Below are 18,262 nucleotides of genomic sequence, written 5' to 3' on the forward strand. Positions count from 1 at the left end.
AGAGAAGGAGCCCGGGGCTTAGCCGGAGGTGGTGGCGCCTACCGCCGGGAGGTAGGCCCGGCGAAGGTAGTCGAGCATCATGCGCTGCGCGTTGTAGCGCCAGCCCAGGCTGAGCATCGCCCATTTCATCCGGGAGATCCACGCGCGGCGCAACCCGTGGGCGTCGACCTGGTGGTAGAGGGGGAGGATCGACTCCTGGAGCACCCGGTAGAGCTCTCTGGCGTCGAGCTCGTCCTGGCGCGCGGGGTCTGGGAGCTCGGCGCCCTGGCCGATGGCAAAGCCGTTTTGGCCGTCGTAGCCCTCGGCCCACCAGCCGTCGAGGACCGAGCAGTTGAGCACCCCGTTGAACACGGCCTTCTGCCCGCTGGTGCCACAGGCCTCCTGGGGACGGCGAGGGTTGTTGAGCCAGACGTCGACGCCCTGGATCAGGTGGCGGGCGATGTCCATGTCGTAGTTGGCCAGAAAGACCACCCGGCCTCCGAGGTCGGGGTCGGTGGTCAGCTCCACGATCTTCTGGATCAGCGCCTTGCCCTGCTCGTCGGCCGGGTGGGCTTTGCCGGCGTAGAGGATCTGGATGGGGTGCTGGCTGTCGTGGATCAGGCGCTTAAAGCGCGCGAGATCGCTTAAGATCAGGTCGGCGCGTTTGTAGGTGGCAAAGCGCCGGGCAAAGCCCAGGGTGAGCACCTCCTGGCCCAGGCCGCTTCCCGGGAGGATCTGGCCCGCTTCCTGACCGCGGGGGGCCTCCTGGGTGGCGACGCGGCGAGCGACAAAGTCGAGCAGTCGGGCCTTGAGGATCTGGTGCGTCTCCCAGAGTTCGCCCTCGTCGATGCCGGCGATGCCCTCCCAGGTTTCGGGGCGGTCCATGCGGGCGGTCCAGCCCGGGCCCAGGTGGCGATCGAAGAGGTCGCGCATCCGCGGCGCCAGCACCGAGGCCACATGCACGCCGTTGGTGATATGGCCAATGGGCGCCGCGGGGGGGGAGTGTTGTTGGTAGAGGCCGGCCCACATCTGGCGGCTGACCCGGCCGTGGAGGTGGCTGACGCCGTTGGTGAAATCACTCATCTTCATCGCCAGCACGGTCATGCAGAAGGGCTCGTCGGGATCGTCGAGGTGGATGCGCCCCAGGCCGTGAAACGCGCGCAGATCCAGCCCCAGGCGCTCGCGCAGGCTGCCCAGGGCTTCGTCGATCATCTCCGGGGCAAAGCGGTCATGACCGGCCGGCACCGGCGTATGCGTCGTAAAAACTGTCTGGCGGGCCACGCGCTGGCGAGCCTCCTCAAAGTCGATGCCTTCTTCCTGCATCTGGCGAGCGCAGAGCTCCAGGGTGGCAAAGGCGCTGTGGCCTTCGTTGAGGTGAAAGACGCCCGGGCGGATGCCCAGCTGCGCCAGCGCCCGCACGCCACCCACGCCCAGCAGGACCTCCTGGCGGATGCGGGTGCGCTGGTCTCCGCCGTAGAGCTGCGTGGTCAGCCGGCGATCTTCGGGGGGATTGAGCTCGATATCGCAGTCGAGCAAAATCAGGCGGCTGCGCCCGACCATCGCCTCGCGCAGATGCAGGCAGATCGGACGCCCGGCCACCTCGACCTCCACCACCAGGGGGGCGCCGTCGGCATCGCAGAGCTGGCGAATCGGCAGCTGGTCGAGGCGATGGCGCCCGTAGTGCTCAACCTGGCGGCCGCGGGCATCGAGTCCCTGTTCAAAGTAGCCCTCGGCATAGAAGAGCCCCACGCCGACGATGGGCACGTGACAATCGCTGGCGGCTTTGAGGTGGTCGCCGGCCAGCACCCCCAGCCCGCCCGAGTAGATCGGCAGGGATTCGTGGAGCCCGAACTCCGCGCAGAAGTAGGCCACCGGCCGCGGGTGCAGCGGGCCGGCTTCGGGGTTGGCCCGGGGGCCGCGCTGGCGAGTGCCCTCGTGCTGACGGCGCAGGGCCTGCTCAATGCGGGTGGCCAGCGCCCCCTGGTGAGCGCGTTGCTCGAGCTCGGCGGGCTCAAAGCTGTCTAAGAAGGCGATCGGGTTCTGGCGCAGGGCTTGCCAGCGCTCGGCGTCGAGCGCCTGGAAGATCTCCCCGATTTCGGGATGCCAGCTCCACCAGAGGTTGGCACTGAGGGCGCGCAGATCGTTGACCAGCTCAAAGGGGTCGCTCATGAGTTCATGGCTCCAGATGAGGCGCGGCCTGGACTGCGCGATCGCGCGAAGATTTTAGTGGGTGCTGCGCTATTTGATGATCAGCTCCACCGAGGGGCCGGTGGCCAGGGTGACCTCCCCGGACTGCGCCACATGCATATCCCCGTCGATGGTGTAGTGGATGGGCTCCGAGGAGCGGAAGAGCGCCCGGGAGCTGACCTCGCTGCGGATCTTACGCTCGTCGACGGGCAGGCCAAGTCGAATTCTTGGCAGCGCCAGCGCAATGTCCACCGGCCCCCCGGTCACGCCCAGCAGGTGGAAGCTATGATCGCGCTCCTGGCAGCGGATAAAGGGGCGAAACCCCAGCCCGATCTGGTCGACGGTGGAGGCCAGCACCGAGGCGTAGTCGCGCTCCTCCCACAGGGTGTCTTCAAACTCGATGCTGGCGGTAAAGGGGCGAAAGAGCTGCTCGGGGAGCTTGCCACCGACCGGCATCTCGGCCAGCGCCCGGGCCACCAGCACCCCGGCGGTGGTCGGGCTGGGGTTGCCCGTGGCGTAGTAGGCCTCCAGGAAGTTGGAGACGATGCCGTTGCCAAAGATAAAGCCGTAGCGCTCTCCGCTCTCGTCTTCGACCTTCAGGATGTCGCGACGCGTCGTCTCAAAGGGCTGGCCCGTGTAGTACTTCTCGACCAGGTTGGCCAACAGGCGCGGCGGGGTGCCGGTGATGCCCACCCCGTTGGAGACGGTGTTCATGGTGCCCCCGCGCAAGAGGGCGACCTTGGGCAGGGGTTCCTCGCCATAGACCTTGATGAAGGTGGTCAGCGTGACGTGGTTGGTGCCGTCGCCGCCGTTGAGGGCCAGGATCTCGATGCCGTTATCTTTGAACTTACGGGCGACCTCCTCAACATCTTCGATGCGATTGGTCAGCTCGTAGGTGTCGTGTTGACCGAGCATGTAGCCCAGCCGTCGCATGCGCTCGGGGTGGCGGCGGTTTCGACGGCTGTGGGGATTGGTGATGATTCCGATGCCAGGCATACGCGTCCTGATAAGGCAGGGGACGTAACAACAGAGGGTGGGCTCGCCAGTCGGCCGGTGCACACGCGCTCGGTCAAACTTGAGGCGAAAACGCCGGGTACGATAGCCGGAGGCCCCCCCGGTGGCAACGTCGGTGAGCGCGCACCCACTTCGCGATGGGGGTGATGGTGAACCCCCGGGCGTCGCTNTACGCTGCTCTGGGTGGTGCGGTAGGTGGCGGGGCCCGAGCTCACCTGGGCGCCGGTGGCGCTGTAGGTGCCCGGGGCCAGGTCGCTCAGCGTGCTGGCGCCGGTGAAGGTGGAGGTGCTGCCGTTCGGAGCGGTGAGGGTGATCAGGGGGCTGAGGCCGGCGGGGAGCCCTTCGGTGACCACCTCCAGCTCGCCGGGAAGGGCGGCGAAGCTCAGGGTCACCTCGGAGGCGGAGCTACCGACCTCAATGCTCAGCGGCTGGGCCTGGTAGATCACGCCATCTTCCTCAATCTGGGCAGCGCTCAGCGTGTAGGTGCCGGGGAGCAGATCGTTTAGCGTGTGGGCGCCGGTGAAGGTGAAGCTGCTGTTCTGGCCGGTGAGAGTGATCACTGGGATGAGCTCCGTGGGGAGCCCTTCGATGAGCACGTTGAGACTCGCCAGGACCATCTCGTAGCTGATCGTGACCTCGGTGGTCTGGTCGGCCTCCACGGTCAGCTGCTGAGCGTCGGCTTCATAGGTGGTCAGGTTGAGGGTGAAGGGGGGGGCGATAAGCTCATAGTCGCCCGGCTCCAGGGCATCGACCTGGCCGCCTTCTGTCACGACGATGTCGCCCAGAGCGCCACTGAGGGTCAGCGCCGGCCAGGCGCCATCGGGGAGCCCTTCGACGGTTACCCGGAGCGCGCCCGGGAGGGGATCGGCGTCGGGGATGTCAGTGTCCGCATCGGGCTCGTCGGCGTCGGCGTCGGCATCGGGCTCGTCGGCGTCGGGCTTGTCGGCGTCGGCATCGGGCTCGTCAGCGTCTCCGGCGTCGCTCAGATCGGTGTCTGAAAGTCCGGCGTCGGGGTTTCGTCGGGCGTTGGGTTCATCGTCGCCACACCCGCTGGCGAGGGTCGCCAGCAATGCGAGCGCGGCGAGGGATCGGTGTATGAACATGGAAACTCCTCAAGTGGGGCAAAGAGCGCTACGCGGGGGCGAAGGCCAGTGCAGTGCCGGCGCCGGTCGTGCGCGTCTATGAGTGGATTGCTGAGATCTGCATTCCTAGCAGGAAGGGGGGGGAGTTCCCAAATGATGAAGGCTCAAATCGCCCTGAATTTTGTCCTGAATGGGCTGAAAAGCGCCTGATATTTATGAAATTCACCCCTATGGGGTAGGTGTTTCGAGCCCCGAACGCCGGCGTCTGACCGGAGGCCTGGCCAGAGCGCGAAAAGCCCCCTTAAGCGCGAATGGGCTTAAGGGGGCTTCACAGGGGGCTAAATGTGAGAGGCGTTAACGCCAGCGCAGGTTGTCGATGACCAGCTGCGCGCTGCCTCCCGGGTTGCGGAGCTCCAGGTCAAAGGCGCCGCTGACGCCCAGATCACGAAGCTCCAGCGTGTGCACCGTGGCGTCGGCGCCGGAGACCTCACCGAAGGGCTGGGTCTGACCGACGAGCTCGCCATTGATGTAGACCTCCAGGGTGCGCGCGGTGCCGCTGGTAAAGGCTTTGCGCACGTCGAGCAGAAGCGTGTCGACGCCGCCCGGAATACCGGTCGCGCCCAGCGAGCCGTTGAACTGCAGGAGGATGCCCTTGCCCTCGATGGGGAAGGTCGTCTCGTTGCGCGCGTTGCTGTAGCTCCAGGTCACGCCCTGATTCCCGACGAAGGAGCCGCCGCTGTAGCTGGAGCCTATGAGGTTGTGGGCTTCGAAGTCTTCGGAGCCGCCCGCGCCCTGAGCCTCCCAGGCTCCGGCGGTGCAGAAGGCGCCGTCGGGACGCGTCTGAGCGCGCTGATCCAGCGTTAAGGGTTGGCCGGCGGCGTTGAGGCAGGCGCTGGCCGGCAGGCTCAGCGCGGCGATGAAGGCCGGGGCAACCGCAGCGGTAGGGCTGAACCCGCCGTTGTCGGCCAACCCGAGTACCGGCAAGGGAAGGGCGACACCGGTGCTCAGGGTGTCGGTGGGCGCGGCGGTGAAGGCGCCCGTGGAGGTGCGCCCGATGTAGTTGTAGCCCGACGAGCTGACCGGGTTGGGCCCGCCTGTGGTGGCGATGGAGAGCTCATTGAGGTCGTTGCCGGTGGGCGAGTTGCCGGCGAGGATCGTGGCGAGCAGGTCCACCGAGGTGGCGCTGTCGCCGTAGCTTGCAAGGCCGGCGCCTTCGGCAGCGCGGTTCCGGGTGATCGTCACAAAACTCAGCGTGGCCGCCCCGTCAAACTGGTAGTAGGCGCCACCGCGTTGCGCGGCGCTGTTGCCATCAAAGGTTGTGTTGACCACGGTGGCAGCGCAGGCCGAGCGCACGCCGCCGCCGTGAGCGCCAGCCTGGTTCTCGGTGAAGAGGGCGCGCTCAAGGGTTAAGGCCTGGCAGCCGCCACTGTTGGCAAAGAGCGCGCCCCCGTCATTCCCGGCGCTGTTGCCTTCGAAGAGCGCGTCTTCGAGTTCCAGCGAGGCGTCGGCATAGAGGGCGCCGCCGTGTCCGGTGGCGCTGTTACGCAAAAAGCGCACATCGATCGCCACCGCCGTGGCCTGGGAGACGGCCAGCGCCAGCGCGCCGCCGCGAGCGGCGCTGTTGTCTTCAAAACTCACGCTCAGGAGCGACACCGGGCTCTGGGCTCGAATGGCGCCGCCCTCGTCATCGGCCGCGCCATGGCTGAGCGTCATATCCTGAAAGGACACCTCGTCGGGGGCGTTGATCTCAAAGAGTCCCGCGCTGCCGTCTCCGCGAAGTACTGTCTGGCCGATGCCCCTACCCTCCAGGGTGAGGGCCCGGTCGATGAGCAGGGCGGGAGCGCCCAGGGTGAGTGTTCCCACCCCCGGAGCAAAGGAGACGGTGCTGCCGGCGTTAACCGCCCCGACGATGGCGCGCAGTGAGCCCGGGGCTCCGTCGACCGCAGTGCGTACCAGGGTGGGGAGGTAGGCGTGGATGCTAAACGACGTGGTCTGCTCGCTGGCGACCTGCACATCCTGCTCCAGCCCCTCAAACTCCAGGGGGTTGCCCCAGGTGTCGACCGGCGCGCTGCCGGCCAGACGCACGCGGTAGTTGCCCGGCGCCAACTCCACGGTGGCGCCTCCAGGGCCGTTGGTAGAGAACTCCCCGGCGTTTTGGCCCAGGGCGTCGACGACCTTAAAGCTGGCGGCGTTGCCCGCGGGAAGACCGAAGCTCAGTGCCAGAGTCCCTTCGGCCGCGATGTAGTCGGCCTGGGCGACGGCCCCGGCGTCGGCGCTGACGCTCACATCCACGGCGTCGGCGCGGTAGATGGCCGGGGTGACCGCCACATCTGCGAAGCTCACGCGGTAGTCGCCCGGGTCGAGATCCGGCAGGGCGATGGGGCCGGTAACCGCCTGCTCAAAGCCCCCCGGGCCCGTGACAGTGGCGGCAAAGCTCTGGCCGGCCGGGAGTCCACGGGCACTCAACGAAAGCTGCCCCAGGGGGATGGCCTCACAGGTGAGTTCCACCTGGACCTGGGCATCAGAGCTCTGAGGATCGTTGCTGCTTACGGAGATCAGGTAGGTAAAGAAGCCCGCCCGGGTGCATTCGGCCGTCACGGCCAGCGCGCTGGCCTGTCCCGGGGCGATTTCGGCGTGGGCCGGGGTGACCTCCAGGGCCGGATTGGAGGTGCTCACCTGGAGTGCCAGGGGCTGATCGCCGCTGTTGGCCACATCAAGTTCGGCCGTCACCACTTCGTCGACCATCGCGCTGAGGCTCAGGTCATCGCCCAGCTCCAGAATGGGGCCGATGGCAATGTCGGCGTCGGCGTCGGGATCGTCGGCATCGGAGGGATCGACATCGGGATCGCCGGCGTCGGATGCATCGACGTCAGGTATCTCGGTATCGGTGACGATGGGATCGCCGGTGTCTTCATCCTGAAGCAGTGGTGTGCCATCGCCTGCACATCCCACCGCGATCACTGCCAGAAGTCCCGCGACTGCCCCTAGGCTCTTGCTCTTGACCCGCTTCATCCCTCTTGCTCCGCACCTGTGGCGTCTGCGACGCCGTCAAATGACCACTCCAACGTGGCCCCTCTCTAGCAGGCACACGGCGTGCTGCCAAATCTTGCGTTCGCTCGGGGCGCCGGCCGGGGCCAGAGCGGCTCAGGAGGCGGCGCAACAACAAAGAGCCCGGCCGCATAAGCGGCCGGGCTCTTTAGGGGGATGCGAGGTCAGCCCCCGGTGTTTAGCGGCCTACCTTCATGTTAGAGGCTCGCACCACCGTGAGGTAACCGCGCATCTGCGCGGCGAGCTCCCGGAGGTCGGCGTCACGCTGGTAGAGGGGGGCCAGGTCGAAGGTTTGGACCTCGTTTGGCGAGAGCGCAAAGAGGTCGAAGTCGCTTACGACCAGGTCTTTCACCCCGTGAATTTGCCAGGTGGCCGCGAGCTGAGGCGCCACCGGGTCGGCCAGGTCAAAGACCTGGACCCCCTGAAACTCGTCGGCCACGAAGAGGCGCTCACCCAGCACCGCCAGCCCGCGCGGCCGATGCACATTCACCGTGGTGCGCAGCACCGGGCGGTGGGGCTGACTTAAGTCAATGACCTCCAGCCGGGAGTTACAGCGACTGCGGGGCTGATCGACGATGATCGTGCGGTAGGCCACGGTGCCCTGCACCACCACCGGGTCGCGGTTCACCGGGCAGAACTGGCGGAACTCTCCCAGCAGGCGAGGCGACAGGGGGTTGGCCACCGAGGCGGTCATCACTGCGTCGCGACCGGCGACCATCAGCAGGCTGTCGTGGCGCTGAAGCGCCTCGGGGCCGTTATCCAGCTTGATGATATGACGCAGACGAGGGGAGCGGGGGTTGGCGATGTCAAAGGTGGTGAGCCAGCCCTGGGCCTGGTTGTGGGTGGCGCTGAGCACGTAGAGCGCATTTCCATGGCGCATCATCTGGCTGAGCGAGCCCGCACCGCCGGCGCCCCCCTGAGGCATGGGGCCGGCCAGATCGTCCATCGCCTGGGCTTGCGCGGCACGGGGCGCCGGGGCTGCCGCCCGCGGCGCCGCTGCTCGCTCGCGGCTACGCCGCATCGGTTCCGCGGCCTCCATCGACGGGGCTCGATCCATGACACCGCCGCCGCCTCGCCCAAAGCCCATGATCTCCGCGTCGATCTCCACCGGCATTCCGGTCCGTGGCGAGAGGGTCGGCTGGCCGCCGATGGCCTGGCGTTCGCAGATCCCGATCTCGGGCTGCGCCTTGGCTTTGGTCACGTAGCAGGAGCCGTCGGGGCGACACGCCACCCCCGGGTGGGAAGACACCGTGGGCGGCTGGCCGCACTGGCTAAAGCGCAGCTTGCCCTGACGCATCAGGCGATACTGCTCAAAGTTCGGCGGGGTGGCGGGGATCGCACTCAGGTAGGCCACCGTCGCACTGGCCAGGGGCAGCGCGCCGACCAGCCGCTGCACCTCCCGGGGGTTCTCCCGGTCGGAGATATCGAGCACCACCAGGTCGCGGGCGCCGCCCACTTCCCCGGCGTCTTCGATCACCGCGTGGTTGGCGTCGAGCACAAAGAAGTCTTTGCTCCCGCTGTGCCCCGAGCTGCCTTCGACCTCGTAGGCATAACGCTGGGCGATGCTCAACGAGACCAGCCCCTCTTCTTCGGTGGTCAGGAAAAGGCGCTTGTTCTGACGATCGACAAAGATGCGCTCGAACTGCCCGCGCACCCGGGCCGGCTCGGCCGAGACGTTGGGCGCGAGCGCCGCCACCTGGGCCGCACTCAGCTCGATCGGACGGTCCTCAAAACTCACCGGGTTGCGCCGCACATAGCGGGCGGCCTCGGGCGTGTCGCGCAGGTCATGGCCCCGCGCTACCAGCCAGGCCTGATACTGAGCTTCCAGCTGGGGAACGTGCTGCGGATGGGCTCCCAACCACTCGGCAGCCAGCGGCTGCACGCAGCTGTAGTACTCCTCAAAAGCCACCTGCACCGAGCGCGCCGCCTCGGTGGGCACCTCGCAGATAAATTGCGCCTGGGCCGGGGGCGCGGGCGGTACCGGCATTGGCATCGGCCGGGTCGGCGCCACGGGCGTGGGCGGCGGGGTCGGGCGAGGCGGCCGACGGGCTTCCACCGGGCTGACCAGGAGCAGGCAAAGTGCCATGGCGCCGCTGGCCGCCAGGCCCAGCGCGGCGCCACGGGCGCGGACTCGTCGATGAAGAGCAGGGGAAAACGTCATGAGCAACCTCGTTGGATAAGCGCCGAAATCAGACGCGGGATGAGCAACACCCCTTTCAACGGAGGTGGTCAGCGTTGGATCTAAAGTTTTTAAAAAACAAAGGCCCGACCGCTTAAAGGCGGTCGGGCCCTGGGCCGGGTCCCTGGAAGGAACCCGCGCATATCTCCTGCTGGACGCGGTGGCCTCAGCGTTGCGGCGTGCTCGCCGAGCCATACCAACGCTTGCCTTCGCCGAAGCTGGTGATCAGCTCGGCCTGGCCCGTGGACGAGTTGAGCTCCAGAAGATCGCCAGAGCTGGTGATGCCAAAGAGCTTGCCCCAGCCGGCGGTCAGCCCGTAGACCCCGCGGTAGAGGTTGCCGCTGGCGTCGCTGGTCGGTCCCAGATTGGTGGCCGCCCCGGTGCTGCGGTCGATCTCGATGAGGTGATCGATGCCTTCCTCATGCTTGGAGGTCATGTAGAAGGTGTTCTGCTTGTTCACCACGCAATCCCCGCTGGAGTAGTACTCGGTGTCGCCGGTGACCGTGATCTGCTCGGGATAGAGCCGCAGGTTACGGAACTCCCGCTCATCAAAGCCATGCTCCTGGATGATGGCCTCGACCTCCGCCAGATCAAACTTCAAGAAGTGGTTCTCGGCGGTGACATAGGCCGTGCCAAAGCCGTCGATGGCCAACCCGTTGGCGTCGCCCACATCGCCCAGCCAGGCCACTTTGATCCAGACGTTCTCCGCATCATAAAATGCGTAAAGATCGTTGCGGGTCACCCCGAAGAGTACGCCCATCGGGTGCGTGTCGATGTCGAGCAGACGCACCAGCTCCATGTCCCAGTCGACCAGGTCCGATTCGCGGTTGGCCGTGCCTTCAAAGGGATTGATCGAGTAGAGACCATCATTGGTATGAGCGTAGAAGGTGCAGCTCACACCTTCATCGATCAGGGTGTTGCAGTTGTTGTCTTTGCCGTCGCAGATTTCCGGCGCGCCCGGGTAGGTGTTGTGATCGTTGTCGTCGCAATCCATCCCACCACAGGCGTAGCTGAGCTCACCGTCGTTGTCGGAGTCGCAGCTCGGGTCAAAGGTGTCTTCATCTTCCACGTCCGGCTCGGGATCTTCGACGTCCTGCCGATCCACGTCTGCATCGTCCCCGACGTCGTTTTCATCGATCGTGGTGCGCGGCACACACGCATTGGCCTGCTGATCGAGCAGCTCGTCGGCGCCGCACTGAAGTACCTCGCTAGAGGTGCTGTCGGAGCCGCAGGCGGCCAGCAACGAGATGGTTAGGAGCAGGAGGGCGAAGATGGGGGCCAGGGGGGCTCGCTTCATCGGTGGGGCCTCAGAGTGGTGTACGTCGCGACCGGAAAATGGCCGGGGGCTCTGAGCGCGGAAGCTAGCAGGTGATGTAGGGAAATGAAAGCGTTGGCGCGATTTTGTCTGCAGGCGTCACGTCATTGTCACAGCCTTCGGGAGGCCCCGGGGGCTCGGCTCGCCAGGAGGTCCTTCCTTTCGACCTTGTCTGCGCTTGGCTCACGGTGGCAGGCGCTCCCCCAAAAGTACCATGGCGCGCGCGGAGGATGGTCGATACCTGCCTCCCCGGACACGCTCGCCGGGGCACCAGGCAAGTGGGCGAAATGCGCCCCGAGAGCGGGCTACGAGAGTGCAGTCTCGGTGTTTAGGTTTGGGGTCTGGAATGGGTCGCTTCGCGGGCTCTCCTGGTGCTCACCGAACACGCTCATCTCCGGGCCACGCAGGGCCCTGAGACCCTGGCCGCCTTACGCGCTGCGGTCACTGATACGGCGCAAGGCGCGGAGAACTCGTACCAACGATCGTCTTTATGGGGGGCGTCACCCGGTGAGACAGGCTTCGGGGGGCGTCGTGTTTCCGCCTTCGTGCGCGGGCGTGCCGCGCTACCATTGAGGATGGAGATCGCATGGGTGTCTGTCTGGATCGTCTCGCTATGTGCTGCCGACAGGGCGCCGCCCTGGCCTGCCTCGCCATGCTGGTGGTGGCCTGCTCGGCAACGTCAACCTCCTCACAGGCTGCCCCGGCTCCCGAGGTGGAGCTATCGGAGGGGCTACACGGGCCTGTGGAGCGTCGAGCCCTCGGGCACGGCCCCACTCCCGACGAGGCGCCCGGCCAGCAGGCCCCTCAGCCTCCATCAAATCCCCGGCACTCCCCCCGGCCCATCGCCTACGAAGTGGCCATCCCCATGGAGGCCCAACGCCTCTTCGAGGCCACCTGGTATAACGAAAGCCCCGATCTCACCCGCGCTAAAGCACAGTACGGTGACTTCGCGCGCCTGGCCTTCGATGTGATTTTCGGCCCCATCGGCCCCTACAACGAGGCGCTCCTCTACATCTTTGAACCCGAACGCTCCGAGGGCTTTCGTACCTTCATCCTCGGCCAGGGGCCCCGCGGCTGGGAAGGGCATTACGTGGCGCGCCTGGGCCCCTGGCCCTCCTCCGAAATGCTGGCCGTCATCTTCGAAAAGGTCGGAGAAGCGCACCTGCCCGCCCCCATCCTCACCGCCACCTACCTCCATGACGACGTGCCCGAACGTCGCTCCCCGGAATTTCCCTACACCAGCGTGGTGGTCTGGGACGGTGCTTCCTTTGTGATCGATGAGGCCCTGGAGGCGCGCCTGCGCGGACGCTACGAAGCCGGGCCCATCCGAGAAGGACTTCGAGATACACCCGCAGACTAACCCTGCTCGCCAGATGCCAGACCCAGGTGCCCGGCCCGGCGACGGGCTCGCAGGCCGCCACTGTTTCGATACCAACTCCGGGGGAACCCATGCTCCGAGCGGCACACCGCGCTCTTATCTTTGTCTTCGTATTCCTGATTCCCGGGGCCGCGCTGGCTCAGTCCCATCACGACAGGTCGCCGCCCCCCGGCGCTTCCTCCCAACATGGGGAGCAGGGCGCGGCAGATCACGACATGCTGATGCTGGATCTGCCCGGGGGATGGCAGCTGATGGGCATGGCGCAGATCTTCGGCGTCGTGACCACCCTGGCCCCCTTTCAACGCGAGCTTCCCCTGGCCGAAACCCGGTGGGCCCTCCCGCAGTCGGCCGCCATGATCAACCTGGAGAGCCCGACCTCGACGTTTGCCCTGCGATTTACCCCGAACTTCGAGGGGCTCACCCTCCCTCAGGGGGAGCTGACCCCGGGCGGCTGGGGGGAGGGCTACATCGACGCTCGCCATCCTCATACCCTGATCCACGAACTGATGCTCAGCTGGAACCTCTGGGACCTCGGACCCGCAGCCCTCTCCCTCTCCGCCGGCAAGGGCTTCGCACCCTACGGAACCGATGACCCGATGGCTCGCCCCGTCCTGAAATACCCGACCAACCACCACCTCTCTCAGATCCTGGAGCGATGGACGCTCAACGCCATCCTTCTGTGGGGGGGCTGGGGCGTGGAGGCCGGCCTCTTCGGGGGGGCCGAACCCGAAGGCCCCTATGACCTCTCCAACATCACCAGCTTTGGTGACTCCTGGTCGGCGCGCCTCTCCCGACGCTTCGGCCCCGGCTTCGGTCCGGCGGCTCGCTGGGAAGCCTCACTCTCTTATGCCCGCGTCCAGGGCGTCGACGGTGCGGAGGCCGGAATCACTGCCCTCTATAACGGAGCCCTGCGCTACGATCGCTCCCGTGACTCCGGGGGCCTCTACGCCCTGGTCGAGGCCTCGTTGAGCCAGCCCGAATCCAATGAGGGCTTCTTCTCGATCCTGGGCGAAGTCCAGCCTCGCTTCGACCGCCACCTCCCCTATTACCGCCTGGAGTTTGCCACCCGGCCCGAATTCGCTCGGGAGGGCCCCGTCGGTAGTCAGGATTTTTTCCGCTACGACCATCATGCCCCCGACATCGGGGCCACCCGCTGGCTCATCAACACCCTGGGCTACGGCCTTACCCTGAGCAGACTCCCCCTCAGCGTGCGCGCCTTTGCCGAAGTACAACACGCCTACGTCAGCGAAGCCCGCGGTGACATCCTCCCCGAAGAACTTCTGGGAACCAACGCGTTCTGGAGTGCCTCGCTCGGTCTGCGCCTCTACTTCGGCGGTGGGCCCATGCGGATGGGGTCCTACGGCATCCTCGATCCGATGAGCGCTGCCCATCGCTCCATGAATGCGATGCACGAACACAGGAACTAAAAGGGGGCCGCGGCCCCGAACGCTCCGACTCAGCGAGTGGCCGAGAGCTTGCCCCGACGCTCCCCGGTGAGCAGCGCCAGAAGATCACCTTCGATGGTGCCCGGGGGACGCTCGATCACTCGGCCCACCTCTTCACCATCGCGATAGACGATGAAGGTCGGTACCGCGATGATGTCCAGCCCCGCCAGATCCACATCGCCACCACCTAACTTGCGATCCACCCCCACGTACTCCACGCCAAAGGGCACCTGTGGTGCCAACTCAAGCGCCTCCCAGAAGCGGGTCACCTCCCGGACGCTGTCCGAACACCACGTCCCCAGCACCACCTTCACCTGTGCTCCCGGTGCGACCTGCCCCAGCGCTCGGGCGGCCGCCTCGTCTACCGGCGCCTTCCCCCCGGCCTCAGCCCACCCCGGAGCCCGGCCGCGCACGCTCTCCGGCTCTAATTCGCCGACAAAGTCCTCCCCCTTTCGCGCCTCCGCCCCGGGAGAGGGGGCCGGTGCGTCGCTTTCCTCCTCGCAGGCCTCCACCGCTTCATCACTCTGGGCCGTGAGGACGGCCGGGGTGTCCGGCGCCTGGGACGAGGGCTCGCAGGCCATCATCGCCAGAGCGGCGACCGGGGAAAGGATCAGAGGGAACATTCCAGACTTCATCATATCTCCATGGCACGTTGTCGGTTCATAACGTCAGCTTCGTCTGCTCACCGGCCTACCCCACACTCTCCCGAGTTTCCCCGTGGCACAATGCGTCCGGAGTACCTGCGAAGGCTTCGAGGCAAAGGTCGAGCCCGGGTCGAACTCCCGGGACTATGGCCCCGGTCGGGACGCCCGTTGAGTAGAGCTCCCCTTCAACCCAGGCCTGTCTAACCCCGGAAGCCGCGATATCCATCCCGAACGCCTCACGACTCAAACGCGCTGAGTGCGCTGCCTGAGCGCAGCAGACTTCACTCCCCTCCCGGTCAAAGAGGAAGGAGACGGCGCCGCATGGCAGTCAACTCCCAGGGTTGGGAGGACGAAAAGGGGCCGGTTGGGAGTCGAGTCCCGTGGCAAGGGGAAGGAGAGGGGGCCGGTTGGGAGTCGAGTCCCGTGGCCAGGGGAAGGAGAGGGGGCCGGTTGAGAGTCGAGTCCCGTGGCCAGGGGTGGGAGAAGGGGGGCGCTGGGAGGTTGTCCCCCATTCGTGGGGGGTAGGGTGGGTCGGAGGTGGGAGTCGAGTGCCGTGGCACGGGGTGGGAGAAGGGGCCGATTGGGAGTCGAGTCCCGTGGCCAGGGGTAGGAGAAGGGCGGCGCTGGGAGGTCTTACCCCGTTAGAGGGGGGAGGGGTGGGCTGGAGATGGTAGTCGAGTCTCAAGGCCGGGGGTGGGAGAAGGGTCAGGTTGGTAGTCGAGTCTCAAGGCCGGGGGTGGGAGAAGGGTCAGGTTGGGAGTCGACTCCCGGGGGGATGAGAAGGTTGTGGCGCCCGGGGGGCTTCCTGGTTTTTGGGCGGGAGACATGCCCTTTGTCTTTTTTGGAACCTGCGTTAGGGTGGCAGCCATCACCGATGCCAGGGGTGCCTCGTCCGAGATGGAGGAGGCTGAGAAGATACCCTCATGACCTGATCCGGTTTGTACCGGCGTAGGGAGGCTACACATGACGACGACGATCCCCATCGTAGCGATGGCGGGGCACTGTATGCCTGGCTCTTCACTCACCTTTTTGTTTGAGGAGTATGTATGAGCGCACCTGCCTTTGAAGTTCCGCCCTTTGCGAAGCGTTGCCTGGAGGCTGCGCGCGCGCAGTGGGGCGCGTCCTTTGAGCATCCCTTTGTGTTGGCGCTGGCCGAGGGGACGCTGGATGCCGAGAAGTTTCGTTTTTATCAGATGCAAGACGCCCGATATCTGGAGGCCTTTGCGGATGCGGCCAGCCTGATCTCGACGCGCTGTGTGTCTCCTGTGGATAAGCTGTGGTTTGTGGACGCCGCGCGGATGGCGTTGGTGGTTGAGGGGGAGTTGCATGCGGGCTACGGGGAGAAGCTCGGGTATGGGCCTGAGGAGATCGCGGCGATGGAGCTGACGCCCAACAACCGGGCGTATCAGGACCATATGATCTCGGCGGCCACCCGGGGTACGTTGGTCGAGGCGGTCGGAGCGCTGACGCCTTGCCCCTGGCTTTACATCGCGTTGGGGCAGCATTTGTTGGAGCGTCTGGGGACGATTGAAGACGATCACCCCTACGCGGACTGGCTGCGGATGTATTCGGATCCGGGGTTCAATGAGTACATGAACGAGATCCTCGGTCGTCTGCAGCGCTTTGCTGACGCGGCCGATGAGGCGGCGCGGGAGCGGGCGGTGCAGGCCTTTGTGACCAGCGTGCGCTATGAGTGGATGTTCTGGCAGCAGGCCTGGGAGCATCAGCAGTGGCCGGTCTAAGGGGCTAAGCCGGCCCGGGCGGTCGGCAATAAGGTACACAGCGGGCCCCGGTGACGGGGCCTTTTTTTTGGGCTCCGCTGGCGAGCGGTGTCAGGGGAGGTGGGGGGCGGCCGGGTTGTGGGGCCGGGGGGCGATGGCGTAGCGTGGGGTTCTGCGAGAGTGTGTTTCCTGCAAGCTGCCAGATGCCTTTGTCTCCGGAGAAGCCGATGCCGTGTCGCGTGTCATGGACGTGTGTGTGTGTGGTGGCGTGGTGGTTGAGCGCCTGTGAGCCGGGTCATCTCGGAGGGGCAAATCTGGACGAACTCGACGTGTCGACGCGGGACACCGGCGGCGCGGCGGATGCGGCCTCGGAGGGGGACACGTGGGATGTGCAGCCTGAGGAGGATGCCGCCGGCAGGCCTGACGCTGAAGATGCGGCGGACGTTGCTGATCCGGGCGATGTTTCTTTGCCGTCCGATGGTGCGGATGCGCCTGAGGTATCACCGGAGCCGACCTGGGAATGTCCGGCGATATCCTGCAGCGCGGTGGATGTGACGACGGGGACGGGGCAGATGCGGGGCATCGACGGGTGTGCTTATGAGCTGGCCCTGGAGGCACCGCTGAGTCAGGGCGAAGCGCTGGCCGATCGCCTGCTGGCGCGCGTCACCGGGGAGGCAGGCGGTCAGCGTCGCGACATCACCGATGTGCTTGGCGCGCTCAATCGTCAGGGGCGAGTGGGGCTGGGTAGTGCGACAACGACCCGGCTGAGTGGGTTGGGGGCGCGGGGATTTCGGTGGAACAGTGGCGATGAGGACGTGAGCTATTGGTATCCCCAGGGCATCACCGGCTCCAGTGACGCGGAGGCCTCGGGTCAGGTGGAAGGCCGTCGCCTGATCATGACGAGTTGGTACCACAAGACCGACGCGCGCCCGACCAAAGGGGCGCGTCTGAGCGTGGCGGACATCACGGACTTAAACGACGTGAGCTACCGCCATCTTTTGTTGGTGGATCCGGTGGAAGAGGGGGGCCAGGTGAACTACACCTCGGCCGAGTACGACGGTGGCAACGCGCTTCATGCCGGCGGCATCGTCTGGTGGGGGCGCTATGTGTACGTGGTCGATACGACCAGGGGCATTCGGGTCTATGACCTGGGGCGGATGTTTCGGCCGAGTGATACCGACGACACCGGGGCGATCGGCATCCGCGGGGGGCGCAGTGACGCCCACGGCTATCTCTTTGCGGTACCGCGGATTGGCCGCTACCGGCTGACTTCGGAGTCGTGTCCCGTGCGTTTTTCCTGGGTGGGGTTGGACCGCCAGAGCGATCCCCCGGCATTGGTTACCGGGGAGTACATTTCGGATCAGGTCTCGGGCAAGGCGGCGGTCTGGCCCCTGGATGCCGAGAGCGGGCTGTTGGAGACGCGTCAGGGCAGTACGGTTGCCTCTCAGGCGTTGGTGATCGGGCAGACTCGGGCACAGGGGGGCGTGCGGGTGGGCGGCGATGTGTATGTGTCTTCGTCGAGTCAGGACGGCAATCAGGGTCGTCTTTACAGGGGGCGTCCCGGGCAGGCGAACACCTCGGTGAACTGGGTCTACGGTGCGGAAGACCTCTATTATGAGCGGGCCTATGACCTGTTATGGACGGCGGCCGAGCATCCCGGGGCTCGGGACGTGGTGGGGGTGGAGCGTTTTTAGGAGCGCCTGATATCGAGGTCGGGCGAGAAATAGGGCGAGTGGTGGCGGAGGTTGGGGAGGTGCGTTTGCCGGTGGTGTTGGGTGCCGGCCAGCGACAGTGAGCGGAGCATCTCTTCCGAGGAAAGAGTGAATGCGTGAAACGACGCTGGTGATCAGAGCCTACGACTCTCCGGTCGACGCCCACATTGCCCGCACGCGTCTGGCGGATGCCGGGATCGTCTGTGCACTGGAAGACGAGGGGATTGTAGCGACCTACGCGGGGATCAGCAGTGCGGTGGGAGGGGTGAAGGTGCGAGTGCGCGCGGAGGATGCGGAGCATGCCCGGGCGATCTTAAGTCAGGAGCCCGACGGTTTTCTGGAAGACTCGATCTTTGTGGACGAGCGGGAGGCCAGGCTCTTTGCCGAGGAGGAGGGGGATGAAGACGCCGGGGCTCACGCGCCCTGGCGAGGGGAGTCTCCGGGGGTTATCTCCCGTCTGGCCCGGTGGATTCGGGGGCGTTGAGGGGGCCGGGGGCCGGGGGGCAGCTGTGAGAGGGCAGGAGGCCTAAAAAAGACAGCGGCCGCGTTTTTACGCGG

General features: G+C 66.2%; 11 protein-coding genes and 1 riboswitch. Of the genes, 5 read left to right on the forward strand and 6 right to left on the reverse strand.

Annotated elements, in window-relative coordinates; translation table 11 throughout:
• Nucleotides 1-18: 18 nt before the first annotated feature.
• The 5 genes from glgP to DL240_RS15525 all read right to left on the reverse strand — a co-directional run bounded on the left by glgP (nucleotide 19) and on the right by DL240_RS15525 (nucleotide 10,786).
• Nucleotides 19-2,148 carry an alpha-glucan family phosphorylase gene (glgP, locus tag DL240_RS15500; protein ID WP_111730815.1) on the reverse strand — a complete coding sequence of 710 codons (2,130 nt, stop codon included), beginning with the start codon at nucleotides 2,146-2,148 and terminating at the stop codon, nucleotides 19-21.
• A 69-nt stretch (nucleotides 2,149-2,217) separates the two neighbouring features.
• Nucleotides 2,218-3,162 carry a diacylglycerol/lipid kinase family protein gene (locus DL240_RS15505; RefSeq protein WP_111730816.1) on the reverse strand — a complete coding sequence of 315 codons (945 nt, stop codon included), beginning with the start codon at nucleotides 3,160-3,162 and terminating at the stop codon, nucleotides 2,218-2,220.
• Between the two features lie 1,454 nt (nucleotides 3,163-4,616).
• Nucleotides 4,617-7,274 (reverse strand): Ig-like domain-containing protein, encoded by a 2,658-nt coding sequence (locus tag DL240_RS15515; protein ID WP_111730818.1) that lies wholly within the window; start codon nucleotides 7,272-7,274, stop codon nucleotides 4,617-4,619.
• Nucleotides 7,275-7,488: 214 nt separating this feature from the next.
• Complete coding sequence (locus DL240_RS15520) at nucleotides 7,489-9,471, reverse strand: LVIVD repeat-containing protein (protein WP_158542622.1); 1,983 nt, start codon at nucleotides 9,469-9,471, stop codon at nucleotides 7,489-7,491.
• A 184-nt stretch (nucleotides 9,472-9,655) separates the two neighbouring features.
• Nucleotides 9,656-10,786 carry a putative metal-binding motif-containing protein gene (locus DL240_RS15525; RefSeq protein ID WP_111730820.1) on the reverse strand — a complete coding sequence of 377 codons (1,131 nt, stop codon included), beginning with the start codon at nucleotides 10,784-10,786 and terminating at the stop codon, nucleotides 9,656-9,658.
• 604 nt (nucleotides 10,787-11,390) lie between these two features.
• Between DL240_RS15525 and DL240_RS15530 the strand changes: the two genes are divergently transcribed.
• Together DL240_RS15530 and DL240_RS15535 are read left to right on the forward strand one after the other, a co-directional pair.
• Nucleotides 11,391-12,164 (forward strand): hypothetical protein, encoded by a 774-nt coding sequence (locus DL240_RS15530; protein ID WP_111730821.1) that lies wholly within the window; start codon nucleotides 11,391-11,393, stop codon nucleotides 12,162-12,164.
• Nucleotides 12,165-12,253: 89 nt separating this feature from the next.
• A complete protein-coding gene (locus DL240_RS15535; protein ID WP_146618337.1) occupies nucleotides 12,254-13,609 on the forward strand; it encodes a BamA/TamA family outer membrane protein in 1,356 nt (451 codons plus the stop codon).
• A gap of 29 nt (nucleotides 13,610-13,638) precedes the next feature.
• Here the strand turns inward: DL240_RS15535 and DL240_RS15540 are convergent, their stop codons facing one another.
• The gene (locus DL240_RS15540) at nucleotides 13,639-14,250 is read right to left on the reverse strand and encodes a thioredoxin family protein (protein ID WP_111730823.1); all 612 of its coding nucleotides are present in this window, start codon (nucleotides 14,248-14,250) and stop codon (nucleotides 13,639-13,641) included.
• A gap of 890 nt (nucleotides 14,251-15,140) precedes the next feature.
• Nucleotides 15,141-15,243: riboswitch (TPP riboswitch) on the forward strand.
• Between the two features lie 74 nt (nucleotides 15,244-15,317).
• Here DL240_RS15540 and tenA point away from each other — a divergent pair.
• The 3 genes from tenA (at nucleotide 15,318) to DL240_RS15555 (ending at nucleotide 18,188) form a co-directional block, all read left to right on the forward strand.
• Nucleotides 15,318-16,013 (forward strand): thiaminase II, encoded by a 696-nt coding sequence (gene tenA, locus DL240_RS15545; RefSeq protein ID WP_111730824.1) that lies wholly within the window; start codon nucleotides 15,318-15,320, stop codon nucleotides 16,011-16,013.
• Between the two features lie 206 nt (nucleotides 16,014-16,219).
• A complete protein-coding gene (locus DL240_RS15550; RefSeq protein ID WP_146618338.1) occupies nucleotides 16,220-17,686 on the forward strand; it encodes a hypothetical protein in 1,467 nt (488 codons plus the stop codon).
• Between the two features lie 130 nt (nucleotides 17,687-17,816).
• The gene (locus DL240_RS15555; RefSeq protein WP_111730826.1) at nucleotides 17,817-18,188 is read left to right on the forward strand and encodes a putative signal transducing protein; all 372 of its coding nucleotides are present in this window, start codon (nucleotides 17,817-17,819) and stop codon (nucleotides 18,186-18,188) included.
• Nucleotides 18,189-18,262 lie beyond the last annotated feature (74 nt).

Source organism: Lujinxingia litoralis, from assembly GCF_003260125.1.
GTDB classification, from domain to species: domain Bacteria; phylum Myxococcota_A; class Bradymonadia; order Bradymonadales; family Bradymonadaceae; genus Lujinxingia; species Lujinxingia litoralis.

Bases quoted from the DNA above. Each gene is read 5' to 3' on its own strand.
- glgP (WP_111730815.1), bottom strand. From the start codon at position 2,148: ATGAGCGACCCCTTTGAGCTGGTCAACGATCTGCGCGCCCTCAGTGCC.
- DL240_RS15505 (WP_111730816.1), bottom strand. From the start codon at position 3,162: ATGCCTGGCATCGGAATCATCACCAATCCCCACAGCCGTCGAAACCGC.
- DL240_RS15515 (WP_111730818.1), bottom strand. From the start codon at position 7,274: ATGAAGCGGGTCAAGAGCAAGAGCCTAGGGGCAGTCGCGGGACTTCTG.
- DL240_RS15520 (WP_158542622.1), bottom strand. From the start codon at position 9,471: ATGACGTTTTCCCCTGCTCTTCATCGACGAGTCCGCGCCCGTGGCGCC.
- DL240_RS15525 (WP_111730820.1), bottom strand. From the start codon at position 10,786: ATGAAGCGAGCCCCCCTGGCCCCCATCTTCGCCCTCCTGCTCCTAACC.
- DL240_RS15530 (WP_111730821.1), top strand. From the start codon at position 11,391: ATGGGTGTCTGTCTGGATCGTCTCGCTATGTGCTGCCGACAGGGCGCC.
- DL240_RS15535 (WP_146618337.1), top strand. From the start codon at position 12,254: ATGCTCCGAGCGGCACACCGCGCTCTTATCTTTGTCTTCGTATTCCTG.
- DL240_RS15540 (WP_111730823.1), bottom strand. From the start codon at position 14,250: ATGTTCCCTCTGATCCTTTCCCCGGTCGCCGCTCTGGCGATGATGGCC.
- tenA (WP_111730824.1), top strand. From the start codon at position 15,318: ATGAGCGCACCTGCCTTTGAAGTTCCGCCCTTTGCGAAGCGTTGCCTG.
- DL240_RS15550 (WP_146618338.1), top strand. From the start codon at position 16,220: ATGCCGTGTCGCGTGTCATGGACGTGTGTGTGTGTGGTGGCGTGGTGG.
- DL240_RS15555 (WP_111730826.1), top strand. From the start codon at position 17,817: ATGCGTGAAACGACGCTGGTGATCAGAGCCTACGACTCTCCGGTCGAC.